Annotated in this window: 11 protein-coding genes and 4 pseudogenes; 5 read left to right on the top strand and 10 right to left on the bottom strand. The window is 50.9% G+C overall.

All coding sequences use genetic code 11. The annotated features are described in order from the left end of the window. Positions 1-69 precede the first annotated feature (69 nt). On the top strand, positions 70-654 hold the full coding sequence (locus EB241_RS13480; RefSeq protein ID WP_124233660.1) for a Maf family protein: 585 nt from the start codon (positions 70-72) through the stop codon (positions 652-654). A 147-nt stretch (positions 655-801) separates the two neighbouring features. Here EB241_RS13480 and rluC read toward each other — a convergent pair whose 3' ends face one another. Continuing rightward, a complete protein-coding gene (rluC, locus tag EB241_RS13475; RefSeq protein ID WP_124233659.1) occupies positions 802-1,764 on the bottom strand; it encodes a 23S rRNA pseudouridine(955/2504/2580) synthase RluC in 963 nt (320 codons plus the stop codon). Between the two features lie 569 nt (positions 1,765-2,333). Here rluC and rne point away from each other — a divergent pair. Further along, positions 2,334-5,591, top strand: a complete 3,258-nt coding sequence (gene rne / locus EB241_RS13465; RefSeq protein ID WP_124233658.1) for a ribonuclease E — start codon at positions 2,334-2,336, stop codon at positions 5,589-5,591. Positions 5,592-6,190: 599 nt separating this feature from the next. Here rne and EB241_RS13460 read toward each other — a convergent pair. Together EB241_RS13460 and EB241_RS13455 are read right to left on the bottom strand one after the other, a co-directional pair. Continuing rightward, positions 6,191-6,697: an Lrp/AsnC family transcriptional regulator gene (locus tag EB241_RS13460; protein WP_124233657.1), complete on the bottom strand. Its 507-nt coding sequence runs from the start codon at positions 6,695-6,697 to the stop codon at positions 6,191-6,193. A gap of 135 nt (positions 6,698-6,832) precedes the next feature. Beyond that, positions 6,833-7,102: pseudogene (locus tag EB241_RS13455) on the bottom strand (aminotransferase class III-fold pyridoxal phosphate-dependent enzyme); the annotation flags it as partial. A gap of 64 nt (positions 7,103-7,166) precedes the next feature. Between EB241_RS13455 and EB241_RS13450 the strand changes: the two are divergent. Beyond that, positions 7,167-7,559: pseudogene (locus tag EB241_RS13450) on the top strand (IS6 family transposase); the annotation flags it as partial. Here EB241_RS13450 and EB241_RS13445 read toward each other — a convergent pair. Then, a pseudogene (locus EB241_RS13445) lies at positions 7,560-7,724 on the bottom strand (transposase); the annotation flags it as partial. It lies immediately after the preceding pseudogene. A gap of 125 nt (positions 7,725-7,849) precedes the next feature. On the opposite strand from EB241_RS13445, the pseudogene EB241_RS13440 reads away from it, so the two are divergent. Next, positions 7,850-7,972, top strand: a pseudogene (locus EB241_RS13440) (DDE-type integrase/transposase/recombinase); the annotation flags it as partial. Between the two features lie 264 nt (positions 7,973-8,236). Here EB241_RS13440 and EB241_RS13430 read toward each other — a convergent pair. Further along, on the bottom strand, positions 8,237-8,527 hold the full coding sequence (locus tag EB241_RS13430) for a helix-turn-helix domain-containing protein (RefSeq protein WP_199737360.1): 291 nt from the start codon (positions 8,525-8,527) through the stop codon (positions 8,237-8,239). A gap of 66 nt (positions 8,528-8,593) precedes the next feature. Here EB241_RS13430 and EB241_RS13425 point away from each other — a divergent pair, with 66 nt between their 5' ends. Then, a complete protein-coding gene (locus EB241_RS13425; protein WP_124233656.1) occupies positions 8,594-9,721 on the top strand; it encodes a DNA cytosine methyltransferase in 1,128 nt (375 codons plus the stop codon). Here the strand turns inward: EB241_RS13425 and EB241_RS13420 are convergent. The 5 genes from EB241_RS13420 to EB241_RS13400 form a co-directional block, all read right to left on the bottom strand. Further along, positions 9,705-10,610: a type II site-specific deoxyribonuclease gene (locus tag EB241_RS13420; protein WP_124233655.1), complete on the bottom strand. Its 906-nt coding sequence runs from the start codon at positions 10,608-10,610 to the stop codon at positions 9,705-9,707. The two genes, EB241_RS13425 and EB241_RS13420, sit on opposite strands and share 17 nt — an antisense overlap. A 269-nt stretch (positions 10,611-10,879) precedes the next feature. After that, entirely contained in the window at positions 10,880-11,245 is a 366-nt protein-coding gene (locus EB241_RS13415) for a hypothetical protein (protein ID WP_124233654.1), read from the bottom strand. Positions 11,246-11,299: 54 nt separating this feature from the next. Next, the gene (locus EB241_RS13410) at positions 11,300-11,746 is read right to left on the bottom strand and encodes a glycoside hydrolase family protein (RefSeq protein ID WP_124233653.1); all 447 of its coding nucleotides are present in this window, start codon (positions 11,744-11,746) and stop codon (positions 11,300-11,302) included. A gap of 890 nt (positions 11,747-12,636) precedes the next feature. Next, positions 12,637-13,551: a 2-hydroxyacid dehydrogenase gene (locus tag EB241_RS13405; protein ID WP_124233652.1), complete on the bottom strand. Its 915-nt coding sequence runs from the start codon at positions 13,549-13,551 to the stop codon at positions 12,637-12,639. Continuing rightward, positions 13,551-14,393, bottom strand: coding sequence for a GNAT family N-acetyltransferase (locus EB241_RS13400; protein WP_124233651.1), 843 nt, complete (start codon positions 14,391-14,393; stop codon positions 13,551-13,553). The genes EB241_RS13405 and EB241_RS13400 overlap by 1 nt, the downstream gene beginning before the upstream one ends. Positions 14,394-14,462 lie beyond the last annotated feature (69 nt).

Here is a 14,462-nt window from a genome sequence, read left to right as displayed (position 1 = left end):
AACTCGCATCCGCTGCGGCACAGCGTTTAAAATGTCCGGCACTGAATCGCTATCCGTTACGGGAAAAATATGACACAGCTGATACTTGCTTCCACTTCACCGTTCAGGAAATCCCTGCTGGAAAAACTGGGTATCCCTTTTATTGCCGCCGCGCCGGAGACAGAAGAGGCCGCGAGACCGGATGAGTCCGCAACGGACCTGGTTACCCGTCTGGCGGAGGCAAAAGCCAGGGCGCTGGCGGCGCGCTATCCGCAGCACCTTATTATTGGCTCAGACCAGGTATGCGTGATCAACGGCGAAATAACCGGCAAACCCCATACTGAAGAGAAAGCATACCAGCAGTTACGCCTCGCCAGTGGACAATGCGTTATTTTTTACACCGGTCTCGCCCTGCTTGACGCAAGGACTGATAATCTGCGGGTGATTTGCGAACCCTTTACCGTCAAATTTCGCCCGCTGAGCGAAGCAGAAATCATGCATTACGTGCGCAAGGAGCAACCGCTAAATTGTGCAGGCAGCTTTAAAAGCGAAGGTCTGGGCATCACTCTTTTTGACAGCCTGAGCGGACGCGATCCTAATACGCTGGTGGGACTGCCGCTGATAGCCCTGTGTGAGATGCTACGCGAAGTGGGGGTTAATCCTCTGGCAGAGTAGATGGCCCTGCGAAAGGCTATTTCCGCGCCGCCATATCCGGCAACGTATTAACAGGCAGCTTCATGGATTGGCTGAGGCGGGATGCTCAGATAAACAGCCGTGTGGCTCAGATACGCCACGCCGACGATTCCACTTATCCACTGCCCGTTATTTTAATGACGCGCTTTTGCGCAATACGGCCAGGCACTGCTTCAGTTCATCATCCAGAGGTGCCTCCATCCGCATGACTTCTCCGGTAGCAGGATGCGTAAAACGTAAAGCCAGCGCATGAAGAAAAAGACGTTTCAGCCCGGAGCCTGCCAACTGCGCATCAAAATCTTTCTCGCCATAACGATTGTCAAAGGCAATCGGATGGCCGGCATGTAAGGTATGCACACGGATCTGATGAGTACGCCCCGTGATCGGACTGGCCCTGAGCAGGGTCGCATGGGGGTAACGCTCCTCCACTTTAAAACGTGTTTCAGAGGGTTTACCTTCCGCACTGACCCGCACCACACGTTCGCCACTTTGCAGAATATTCTTCAGCAGGGGTGCCTGCACCGCTTTAAGATGCGAGGGCCACTGACCGCGAACCAGCGCAAGATAATCCTTCTGCATTCCTTTTTCACGCAACTGCTCATGAAGCGAACGCAAGGCCGAACGTTTTTTGGCCACCAGCAAAATACCGGATGTATCGCGGTCAAGACGATGAACCAGCTCCAGGAATCGCGCGTCCGGTCGCAGCGCGCGCAACCCTTCAATGACGCCAAAGCTCAGCCCACTTCCACCATGCACCGCCGTGCCTGAAGGCTTGTTCATCACCAGCAGGTGATCATCCTCAAATAAAATCGCCTCGGCCAGCGCGGCCACTCTGGCAAGTTTCGGAGAAACAGCCTCGTCCTCACGCTCTGCCACCCGCACCGGAGGAATACGTACTTCATCGCCTGCTTCCAGCTTATATTCTGGTTTTATTCGGCCTTTATTGACACGTACTTCACCCTTACGCAGGATGCGATAAATCATGCTTTTGGGAACGCCTTTTAGCTGCGTACGCAAAAAATTATCGATACGCTGCCCTGCTTCATCAGCAGAAATCGTCACCATCTGTACTGCCGGAGTATTGGTTTTCATGGTCCGCGATTCTAAATAGAGTGCCCGGATAGCGCCACCTCTTTTTCTGTGCTTAACTGAACAGTGGCCTTAATCTGATGACGCCTTATGCCCAGTTTTTAGTCGCTTTGCGGAGCAGGGGTTGCAAAATCACGCCAAAAGCTGGAATAAAATTTGCGTAGCGAGAAAAGTCACCTTGCTATCACGAGGTTAGCAATGGAATAATGTTTCTGTTTCCCATGTTAAACCCTGGTGAACAGAAAAATTGCTTAAAAAAATTTCGCCTGATAGCCCATACACGCAGCAATGGCATAAGACGTATTGTGTAATCAGGCATTTAGCGGGCTGCGGGTTGCAGCCTGGACGACAGATGGGATTGGTTCATTCAGGTTTACACTGGCGGTTCCCTCCTTTAAAAGTGCTGTTTTTCCAGTTGAAAAACAGACTACCGAGATTCTGCGCCCCTTTAGCTACCGACATCCGGGAGGTTGACGGCCTGGCGATAAGACATGGGGCCATCGGTTGACCGCGTCCAGCGTTATTACTGCCCGTAGCTTTGTCACTAATGCAAAAATAATGAGTAAGTTACGATGAAAAGAATGTTAATAAACGCGACTCAGCAGGAGGAGTTGCGTGTCGCACTCGTTGACGGACAACGTTTGTACGATCTGGATATTGAAAGCCCCGGACACGAACAGAAGAAAGCCAACATCTACAAAGGTAAGATCACCCGCATCGAACCCAGTCTTGAAGCAGCATTTGTTGACTACGGTGCAGAAAGACACGGTTTCCTCCCTCTGAAAGAAATCTCCCGCGAATACTTTCCTGGCAACTACAGCTCCCATGGCCGTCCGAATATTAAAGACGTGCTTCGTGAAGGACAGGAAGTTATTGTTCAGATTGATAAAGAAGAGCGAGGCAACAAAGGTGCAGCGTTAACCACTTTTATCAGCCTCGCGGGAAGCTATCTGGTACTGATGCCTAACAATCCTCGCGCCGGAGGTATTTCGCGCCGGATTGAGGGTGACGACCGCACCGAGCTGAAAGAAGCACTGTCCGCCCTCGAACTGCCTGACGGCATGGGCCTGATTGTTCGCACCGCAGGGGTTGGCAAATCTGCCGAGGCATTGCAGTGGGACTTAAGCTTCCGAATGAAGCACTGGGAAGCGATCAAAAAAGCCGCTGAAAGCCGCCCTGCTCCTTTCCTGATCCATCAGGAAAGCAACGTTATCGTTCGTGCCTTCCGTGACTATCTGCGCCAGGACATCGGGGAAATCCTCATCGATAACCCGAAAGTGCTGGAACTTGCCCGTCAGCATATTGCAGCGCTGGGACGTCCTGACTTCAGCAGTAAAATCAAGCTCTACACCGGTGAAATTCCGCTGTTCAGCCATTATCAGATCGAGTCACAGATTGAGTCTGCTTTTCAGCGTGAAGTGCGTCTGCCTTCCGGTGGTTCGATTGTTATCGATACCACTGAAGCACTGACGGCGATCGACATCAACTCCGCAAGGGCAACACGTGGTGGTGATATCGAAGAAACTGCGTTCAACACCAACCTCGAAGCCTCAGATGAAATTGCCCGTCAGCTGCGTCTGCGTGACCTGGGTGGCCTGATCGTTATCGATTTTATCGATATGACCCCGGTTCGCCATCAGCGGGCGGTGGAAAACCGTCTGCGTGATGCCGTTCGTCAGGACCGTGCACGTATTCAGATCAGCCATATTTCCCGTTTCGGCCTGCTGGAAATGTCCCGTCAGCGCCTCAGTCCTTCACTGGGTGAGTCCAGTCATCACGTGTGCCCTCGCTGTAGTGGTACAGGGACTATTCGTGATAACGAGTCACTGTCGCTCTCCATCCTGCGCCTGATCGAAGAAGAAGCGCTGAAAGAGAACACCAAAGAAGTTCACGCTATTGTACCGGTGCAGATTGCATCCTACCTGCTGAACGAGAAGCGTGAAGCGGTAAGCGCCATTGAAAAACGTCAGGGTGGCGTGCGGGCGATCATCGTACCGAACGATCAGATGGAAACCCCGCACTATTCAGTACTTCGTGTACGTAGCGGTGAAGAAACCCAGACGCTCAGCTACCACCTGCCAAAGCTGCATGAAGCAGAAATGGCCCTGCCCTCAGAAGAAGAACACGCCGAACGCAAACGTCCTGAGCAGCCTGCCCTTGCGGCCTTTTTGATGCCCGATGCGCCACCTGTACAGCACGAAACCAGCGCAACGCCGCAGTCGGCCAGTGCCGGGAATGCCGGTGGCAAGGCAGGCACGGAGAAACCGGGACTGCTGGACCGTATTGTCCGTGGCCTGAAAAGCTTCTTCGCCGCTGAAAAACAGCCGGATACACCATCAGAACCTGTTGCTGCCAGTACAGAGAAAACGCCGGAAAGCAGCGCGCCACGTAATGAGCAGCGTAATAACCGTCGTCAGAACAACCGCCGCGATCGTAACAACAATAATGACCGCAGTGAACGCAATACGGAAAGAAACAGCACTGAGCGTAGCCAGCGCAACGAGCGTAACGGCAACCGTAACGAGCGCATGGTGCGAGACCGCGATACCTCCACAGACGATAACCGCCGGAATAAACGTAACAACACGGCACAGGACGATCGTCAGTTATCGGAAGAGAATCGCATTCAGTCGCAGGATGAAAATCAACCTTCCCGTCGCAACGACCGTAAACGCCGCCCGGAAGATAAACGTCAGTTGCCTCAGGAAGAGAAGGTCGCAGAGGTTGCACAGCCTGAGCAGGCCGAAGAAAGCAGTGAAGAACAGGTTCAGGTGATGCCGCGCCGCAAACCGCGCCAGCTGAGCCAGAAAGTGCGTATCGAAACGGCTGAACAGACCGCCGCCCGCTCTTTTGCAACTGAAGCCCCGGTTGCTCAACCGCCGGCGGTTGAAAATGTGGCAGAGCCAGAGGAAGCGGATACTAACAGTATGCCGCGCCGTTCGCGTCGTTCACCGCGTCACCTGCGTGTCAGTGGGCAACGCCGCCGCCGTTACCGTGATGAGCGTTACCCGGTTCAATCGCCGATGCCGTTGCATTTCGCCGCCGCCTCCCCGGAGATGGCTTCCGGTAAAGTATGGATCTCCTATCCGGTCGCTCAGGTGGCGGAAGAGAGTGAAATTGAGCAGTCCATCGTGCCGGATTACGGCCATCAGGATACGGCTGAGGCCGTTGCTGTTGCCGCATCAGCATCAGAGGAAAACGCCAGCGTAAAAACCGCTCAGGATGAAACTCAATCCGTTCACCTCTCGGCACCGTTACAGGAACAGCAGTCAGTCATCACGCCAGTTGACGGCAGTGAAAGTGACGCCATCGCGGCACCGGTCAATGAAGAACCTGTCGTTATCTCTGCCGCAGACCGTGCGGTTGCAGCAGAGATTGTTGCTGAAGCGCAGCCAGCTTATCAAGCACCGCTGGCAACCGAAACCGCAGAACAGAGCACGGATAAGGACAGAGCGGATGTCAGTGAAGCCGCGCGTACTGAGCTTGACGATGGACAAAACGTGCCAGCAACGCAGGCCGCTGAACCGGTTGCGCCGCAAGCCGTTGTAGCGTCGGCACAGACCTCCACGTCGGCTGATGCCGCAGTCAATAAAACGGCGTCTGTTCAGACTGAAGACACCGCGACCGCAGCCAAACAACAGGTTGCCGCACCGGCGTTTAAACACCATGCCATGGCACCGATGACCAAAGCGCCCGCACCTGCCTGGCAACCGGAACCCGTTCGCCACAGCGACTGGGTTCGCCCGGTGTTCAGTTTCGCCGGTAAAGGCTCCGCAGGTGGTCATTCAGCAAGCCAAAAGGCCACGGCACCGGCGACGCGTCCACAGTAGTCATTTGTTAAATAAAAAGCACTGACCATTTAACTGCACCCCAAAAGTTGGTTACCCAACTGAGTAAGGTGCAGTTTTTCGTGGTAACACCCTCATTTCTCCTCTGTACAAACGGTTAACGCATAGTGGGTAACCGCCATCATGCGAAATCCTGGTAAACCTTAGGACCTATCTCCTGCACTGGTCGGAGATACCTGATCCACGGTGGTAGCGGGAATAAATGCATCCTCGCTCATGGTGAGCTTGCTAAGCCGGTAGTTCTGTTCAGAAGGACGCTCTGAATATCGTTCATCGGTCTCTGATGGATGCAGGCCCCGGACAGAAACAGGAAAACCACAACGCCCCTACAAACAAAAACAGTGGCTTAACTCTGTAGCGAAAACAGTGAAAATCCTGCGACTAACGATGAGTATGCCCGGGTATTGTCTGAGGATACTGCCCGAAATATCATCCCGTAACAGGCGTTCATTGATAAAGTATCTCTCTGACTTATCCTTTCATCGGTGGCATTGATTCTGTTTTGATAACCTGTCCGTAGTAAGCGGCACAGGCCTGCACTCACCCGGAGCAGTTACGGTACAGCGCCAGCTCTGGCGCTGTCAGATTTCGATCTGGGTATAACAGGCGATGAGGGAACGCAACGGGACGCTGCTTTTTATAATCGGTGATTTAATGACGATGTAACTGAAATATTTATCAATCCCCACGCTACCATCCAGCAGACCTTCTATCACTTGCTGATAGTGCTCAATACTCCGGGCGATAAAGCGCAGCAGATAGTCATAACCGCCGGTGATCAGATGGCACTCCATCAGTTCATCCACCTCACGAATTGCCGCCTCAAAACGCATAAAATCTTCCCGCCGGTGGCCGGCGAGCGTCACCTCAGTGAAAACCGTGACGGAATCGGTGATTCTGGTCAGATTGATATGGGCCTCATAGCCGGTAATAAAACCGGCGGCTTCAAGACGCTTTACCCGTTGCAGGCAGGGGCTGGGAGAGAGTCCGACAGCATCGGCAAGATTGACATTGCTGATGCGGCCATCTTTTTGCAGCTGAACCAGAATATTAATGTCGATGCGGTCCAGTTTCATCAAGCCGTTCATAACGCCCCTCATTATCATAGTGTCACCGGATACCAGTGGTATAGCACGCTTGTTGCCAGCGACGCCAGCCTTTACCGTCGCTTCCCCCGGCGAAGGCTCCTCCCTAAACGCAATAATATCAATGAGAAAGAATTATCATCCCAGGCGACCGCTGGCAGTTGCCAGGGCGATATCAAAAATATGCAGCGCTTCCTCCATCTGCGAATCACTGGTCACCAGCGGCGCCAGAAATCGGCTGGTATTGCGCTACACGCCGCACTTGATCAACAGCAGCCCTTCCTGGCAGGCACAGTCGAGAATGTTCTGCGTCAGTACCGCACCCGGCTCTCCGCTTTCACTGTCGATAATTTCAACGGCCTGCATCATTGCCAGACCGCGCACCTCACCAATGCAGGCGTATTTTTTGGTTCTGTCGCATTAAGGCATAGTCAGGTAACATACTGTTTTTTTTCTGCAATGTTGCCTGACCATGACTCAGTTCCGAAAAACCTTCAGTCACCTCCATTATCCCGTTGATGTTATTGCTCAGTGAGTCCGCTGATATCTGACGTATTCACTCAGCCTGCGCAATCCGGAGGAAATGATGGCAGAGCGAGGCGTGGTGGTTGACCATTCCACCCTTCACCACTGGACTATTCGCATGGTTCCCCTGCTGGACAGGGCGTTCCACCGGCACAAACGTACTCCTGGTCGCCGTGGGCAAATGGATGAAACCTGTATCAGGGTCAGGTGGAAATACCTGTGCCGGGCGGTTGATACCGAAGATCAGACCATCGATTTTCTGCTGAGAGCGAAGCGGGATGCGACAGGCGCCCAGCGCTTCTTTCGCAATGCTATCCGCCACTATGGTTATCCGGAAGTAGGCCAGCTGGCGTTTGAGGCGGGCATTTTCAGCAGCCAGTTCGTTCTCACGCTCAGACGATGTCAGCTGTTGCTGTTATTTACTGCGCCAGGCGTAAAGCTGTGATTCATACAGGTTGAGTTGGCGAGTGACGGCAGCAACCGCGATATGTTCTGCCAGTTTCAGCGCTTCCTGACGAAATTCAGGCGAGTGCTGCCTGCGGGGTTTCTTGTTGGTTTATACGGGTTTTGTCATGTGAGCTACTCCTGGTTGAGAGTTTACTCACTTAGTCGCGTGTCCACTATTGGTGGGTAAGATCAGATCACCGTAACATCAAACGGAGGATAAAACTGATGACGGGATTCAAATCGTTACGGCGGGTGCAGACAATCCTTGCGAGTACTGAGCTGGGACATATGATCCGCAAGGGACAGGGACAGGGACAGGGACAGGGACAGGGACAGGGACAGGGACGGGGACGGGGACGGATTGTCCCCGGCAGAACATTTTCATCAGCTGGCAGCCTGCAGAACAGGGAGCGCACTTTCTGTCGGCCCACTGCCGTTAATGCGACAGAGCCGTTTTGGTGACGGTGCTCCTCCAAGCCAGTTACCTCAGTTCAAAGAGTTGCCAGCTCTGAGAACCTTTGAAAAAACCGCCTTGCAGGGCAGTTTTTTCTTTTCAAGAAGATGATACCTTCAATGACCTAACAGATTAATAGATTCCTCGGTCCTGGCATTCTTTCTTCTGATAAAGATCCCGATTATCTCACCGCCTTCCTCAATGAAATCCAACCCCTTATTTTCAAAGGCAATAATTATAGATTTCAGGTTATTTCCATGAGGTTTTCTCGCGCCACGTTCAAAATCAGCGATAGTTGGCGTCGCAATCCCAGCCATAAGAGCTAGCTCTTTCTGAGTCAAATTAACTAAGGCTCTGGAGGCCTTACAAATTTCAGGAGTCATATTTTTAATATGATTTTGTATCAAAATATTGACCTCTAGTCATAATTTACGCTATCATACATGTAAACGGCCCCTTGTAGGTGAGACATCATGCCACACAGAAACACATCTAATAAACTAACGTGCATTGAGGGCTTTTGTGGTGCCGGGGGGATGTCCTTCGGGCTAAAACAAGCAGGTTTTGATGTTAGGCTGGCATTTGATATTAATGAAAATGCTGTAGAAACCTACAAAAAAAACATTGGTAATCATTGCGAAAAATTAGATGCTTCTATTGTTAGTGGGAAGTTTCTTTTAGAAAAAGCAGGCATAAAAACGAGACTTGATCTTTTCAGTGGTGGGCCTCCCTGTCAGGGTTTTTCAAAACAAAAAAGAGGCGCCCATCTTCTTGATGATGATAGAAACAAGTTAGTTCTTGAATATTCCAGGTTAGTTAACGAATTAAAACCCAGGGCTTTTTTATTTGAAAATGTGGAAATTTTTGGTCAAAAAAGAGGCAGATTTCTTATTGAAGAGATTAAGGTTAAGTTATTTAATTATAACATATACACATATTTCATCTGTTCATCTGATTTTGGGGTTGCGCAAAAAAGAGGCCGTTTTCTAATGATTGGAATAGACAAATCAGAAGGTAAAGTCATACCCCAACTATTAAAATCGAATAAGCCCCTTACAGTAAGAGATGTAATTGGCCAGTTACCGCCTCCACCAGAAGACTATAAAGAGCACCAAGAAATACCTAATCATATAAAATGTAAAATAACAAAGATTAATGAAGAAAGGTTTTCACATGTACCGCCTGGCGGAGGATGGAAAGATATACCATACAATTTAAGGTTAAAATGCCACCAAAATGTTGATACAGCATCGGGAGGATGGCCTGACGTTTATGGAAGACTTGAATGGGACAAACAATGCCCAACCATAACAGCAGGTTTCGATAGCTTCACCAGAGGTCGGTACGGACACCCATCACAGGATAGAGCAATAACATTAAGGGAGGGCGCAATGCTACAAGGATTCCCTGTAAATTATAGATTCTATGGTAACCGTGATGCTATCAGGCTGCAAATTGGAAATGCTGTCCCACCGCCAGTTTCCTACGCAGCAGGAACAGCAATAATAAATTGTTTAGATACGATACAAGATAAAAGTAACTTTAACTTCCAAAACCCAATGGAGTTGGATAAAGATGGGCAATTTAGTCTTGCAGTCTAAAGAAAGAGTAGATGTCGAATAAGAAATCCCCCATAGATCTGACTGGTATTATGTCGGTCAGATCTCTTTCCAAGTAACGCTCTGGAATATCGCAGTAATACATACCAGAGAGACTGGATAGATATTTTTGATATAATTTTATTGTTCCCGGAACGCATATATGATCAACCTTTTTTTTCTTTTTGTCTTGTTGCGTCTCGCTAATGCATGCTAAGAAAGAAAAATAAATACCATTCCCAAAGTATGAGTCTAATATCCTCTGCTGAGCAAATGGTTGAACGATCCTCTCTCTTGTAGTTATCTTTAAAGGAATAACTGCACTAGTATTTTTGTATTTAGACTTTATAACAATGTCAGTAGACACACTTGATGGATCGATTGATTCATCATCTGATTCAAGTTGGTCTATTAGTGGTATGTGCTTTGAAAAAATTTCATCTGAAATCATCCATTTCAACACTGCCGCCATAAAAATTTCAAAAAATGTTCCAGGAGTCTTTCTGCTGCCACTTTTCCAAAGATCAAAACAGCATGCAACAAACATTACAGATGTATAAATTATTTTATTAGCTCTTGTGGAATCAAAGTGTGACCATCTGCTACCAATATTTCTCAAACTTTCATTAAATTCTCCGAATCCTGAAACAAAGCACTCATAATCTGTGATAAAGAGATCATCCCTCACTGGTCTTGAATGCTCACCATTGAATGTAAATGAATGATATTCCTGTTTATTTTTTCCATTGAATGAACCAAAGTAACCATACCCTGCATTGTTTTTTAGTAACAACATTGCATGCTCTATCACCTGCAACGTTCCAGGAATATGATCTAAGTTTAAATTATAACACCGTGAAGCAAGGTCAATTTTTTCTTTCAAGATATCCATATATTTCTCATTTGTTTTCTGCATTAATTTTTTATCAGTGAATTTTTTTCATATAAATAAAGCCATTTTCATTTACCATAACATCTCAAGAACGCACTGGATGTCTTTTATGCTGGAAACGCCGGTAACCGTGTTTTCCTGGTCGGTAGCGGGAGGTGAGACTGTCGGGCAGTAAAAATATCCCGCTGTTAATTATTTATTTGTATGATTTTGATATCAAACTTGCTGCAGTCTTTAACGGTGCACAGGCAGCTGAACCACAGCTCTCCCTACGGGCCGATCATCACACCTGTACTGTTGACGAACAGGTCTGCATACGTCTGATGCAAAATGATGTTAACCAGCCTGTCAGTGAACACGCTATCGTATGCCTTAACAAAATGGCTGTCAGCAATATCAGTTTCTTTATAGCTGACGATGACAGTAATGGGGTAGTCGACCATTGCAGCCACGGTTTTTTTATCCTTTTCTTTGACCGCTTTCTGCAGCTGGTTCGAAAACTGATGGTATTGTCCGTACGAATCAGCTCCCGTCAGGGTATTCCGCCGGGCATCTGTTTCTTTATCGCTGCCGGCAAATACCGTGGTGGATACACACAGTGTTAACAGAAGAGCGACTGATAATTTTTTAATCATATTATTCCTGTCCGAACAAAGCCACGTCTTCAAGTCTTCTTAAGTCAAGCGGGGCTAAAATTTTCGGGTTGCCGACTTTGCGGCTTTAGCGTCATGTTTAAAAACATAAATATACTGCAGCATCTTATCGTGTACCGCTTTCATGTCGCCACGATCGGTCGTTTCCATCACAGCCGACGGATCAGATACGTTGTAAATGAACGAGACCAGTCCGTCGAACTGGGCCTGGGTCAGAGGATGGTGGGATATTTTACGGCGAATATACCGTTCGACTTTATGTACATGCTTCGCCAGCGCCGTGTTGATATCGCTGGCGGTCACGGGCCTGTTAAGTTCTTCGTCGGTACATACGCCAAAATGAGCCAGCGAACCCACTCCCCAGGAACAGTTTCCTGAATGGGGCCCCAAATCGTTGTAGTAGCGGTAGACCAAGCCTTCGCGTATTCGTAACTGACCATATCCTGCCGTACTGAAAGACAGTGAATCGTTAACGCTTGCCATTCGCCTGTTTATTTCGGTGCGATATTTTCATAACGAAATCGCACCATGAATGATTAGTAAAATTAATGTACTATGCCCGAAGGGGGCATTTCGCCGCATCCTCACCGGTTACCCGTGAGCCGTAGGATACTCATTCCGATCATGCCAGCCCGGAGCCTGCGATGGCGGACATGCGGAAAGAGGAAGTCACGACAGGCACGCTTTCATAACGGGTTCCGTATTCAGCATCCTCCTCACTGCCATTCTCAAATAACGGCCAGCTGGCAGCGTTTTATGACCCTGTCAGCCATTCGTTTTTAATATAAAATCCCGGCCACCTACTTACCGACGCCACAAGCCTCAACGTGTAAAATCGTTCAATTAAGTAATTAAACCCTAAATACATTTTGACTGGCGAGCAAGTCTTGCTACGCCGCATGGAGGCATAGAGGCACCAACAGGTGTTGAATGATTAACTGGCTCCGTGACCCGGCAACGCCAGTTACAGGCTTGACAGATATTCCCTATCTAATCCCTTTCCCTGCAAAGCCATACCGCTGTCAGCTTCAAAGAATCTATTTTTGCGCCGTCGGAGTGGTCCGGTCGAAGACCGGGTGTAACGATTCTCTTCCACATCCCATACTTCAGCACCTTTTTCCCTGGCAAACACCGCGGGGGACATGTGCCTCGCAGGCATTCAGTCAAAGAGTGTTATCAGAAGATGTCTGCTGTTCAGCCAGTAAATTGTGCATCTCTGTGGCTCATCGGTATGACATTGATGCAGCCGGTATTTCAGACGTTGACGGCCAGACTGCCGTAGCAGGGTTCACCGGCGCAGTGACAGATGACGTTTGCCGGGATGTGAGAGGGACATTTTCGCCACGCCCAGCGGCCATAACACTCGCCTGTATTCAGTAACCGCGCGCGCGATCCACCAGGCCGTGCATGGGCTCACCGCGCTCAAAACGACGGATATTATCCAGCAATGCCCGCACCGCACTTTCCGCCTGGGGCTGGCTGGCACTATGCGGCGTCAGCCAGATTGCCGGGTGATGCCAGAACGGGTGGCCTTGCGGTAACGGTGCAGGATCGGTGACATCAATTACCGCCGCACTCAGTTGCTGACGCTCCAGCGCCAACAACAGATCCAACTGATGAAGCTGCCTGCCGCGACCGGCATGGACCAGCCCCGCCCCGTGCGGCAACTGACTGAACAGTTCGGCATTGAGAATATTTTCCGTCGCCGCCGTCAGCGGCAGCAGACAGACCAAAATATCGGTTCTGGCGAGGAAATCCGGCAGCTGTGCCTCACCGACATAACTGTGTACACCGGGCAGATTTTTTGGCGTACGGCTCCAGCCCGCGCACGGGTAGCCAAACTGCACCAGCGGTTGCAGCACCGCTGTCCCCAGCTCACCCAGCCCCATCACCCCGACGCGGCAGTGGGCGGCCGCTCTGACAGGCTGTTCAAGCCAGCGCTGCTGATGCAGATAGCGCGGCATTCCCCGGTGCAACCCCAGCACGCTCCAGGTGATATATTCCACCATCCCACGGGTGAGTCCCGGTTCGACCATTCTGACCACCGGCAGTGCAGGCGGCAGGCGGCGGTAATCAAACTGGTCGGCCCCGGCACCCACTGAGAAAAGCACGTTCAGGTTGGGGAACTGCATCAGATCATCCGGCGGCTGCCATGCCACCAGATAGGTCACCTCGCGGGGATCGCCAGTATCCGGCCACTGGCGAAAGGTAAGATCCGGGGCCAGTTCTGCCAGTAAGGTAGCCCAGACGGCACCCCGTGCCGGCGTGGATTTGTAGAGGATAGTCATCAGGCCATCGCCTGAGTCATTAAGCCGAATGCCCGCGCGCCATCCGGTTGCCAGGGCGTGCCACGGATCATAATGATCGGATGGTCCACCTCCGGCATCCCCTGGGTTGTCAGCCAGTCGCCAAGACCGGTTTGCCTCTCGGTATCCATGCGCACAAACTGACCGCCCAGTCCACTGAGAAGGTGGCTGACCAACACTTTTGCCTGGGGGAGATCCTCCGCAATAACCGGCCCGATCGCCTCACCGTGACCAAACGGTCGTTGGCAGGCAAAACCGACGATACGGCCGGCACGCTCCAGCAGCAAAAAACGCGATGAACTGTTGAGCAGGCTGTCGATAAGCATCGGACGGTGCTGCCCGTGGGCCAGTTGCTCCAGCGCCACCAGCATTGCGGCGTCCTCGCGGCAAGCCGGACGTAACAAAACGCCCTCGGCCGGAGAAACAGCCTTCACTTCTGGCAGCTCGCGACACTGATGCTGCTCAATCACCCCGGTGGCGATAAATCCCAGCGTTTCATACAGCCCTTTGCCCATGACCGTGGCATGCAGACGCACGTGGTATCCTACAAGCTTCGCCAGTGCGGCCTGCATCAGTCTGCGGCCTATGCCTTTGCCCTGCCAGTCATCGGCCACAATCACCAGCCCCAGCGAGGCATACGCATCCCCCCAACGCCACCACAGAATGGTGCCCACCAGTTTGCCATCCTCTTCAGCCACGATCCCCTCTCCCAGCGAGAGTGCCTGTTGCCAGTCATCAAGGCGATGAGGCCACTTCAGGTTCTGCGTCAGGCTGACAGCCTGTGCCAGATGCCGTGAACTCATTGCGCGAAACTCTGTGCTCATCTTTTCTCCTTTACATCATCTCCGGCCCGTCAGGGCCGGAAGCGTCAACCCGCCAGGAATGGCGAGGTG

The sequence above is a fragment of the Erwinia psidii genome (assembly GCF_003846135.1).
Classification (GTDB): Bacteria; Pseudomonadota; Gammaproteobacteria; order Enterobacterales; family Enterobacteriaceae; genus Erwinia; species Erwinia psidii.
The sequence above is the reverse complement of the archived record's forward strand: the minus strand, read 5'-3'. Positions and strand labels throughout refer to the sequence as shown.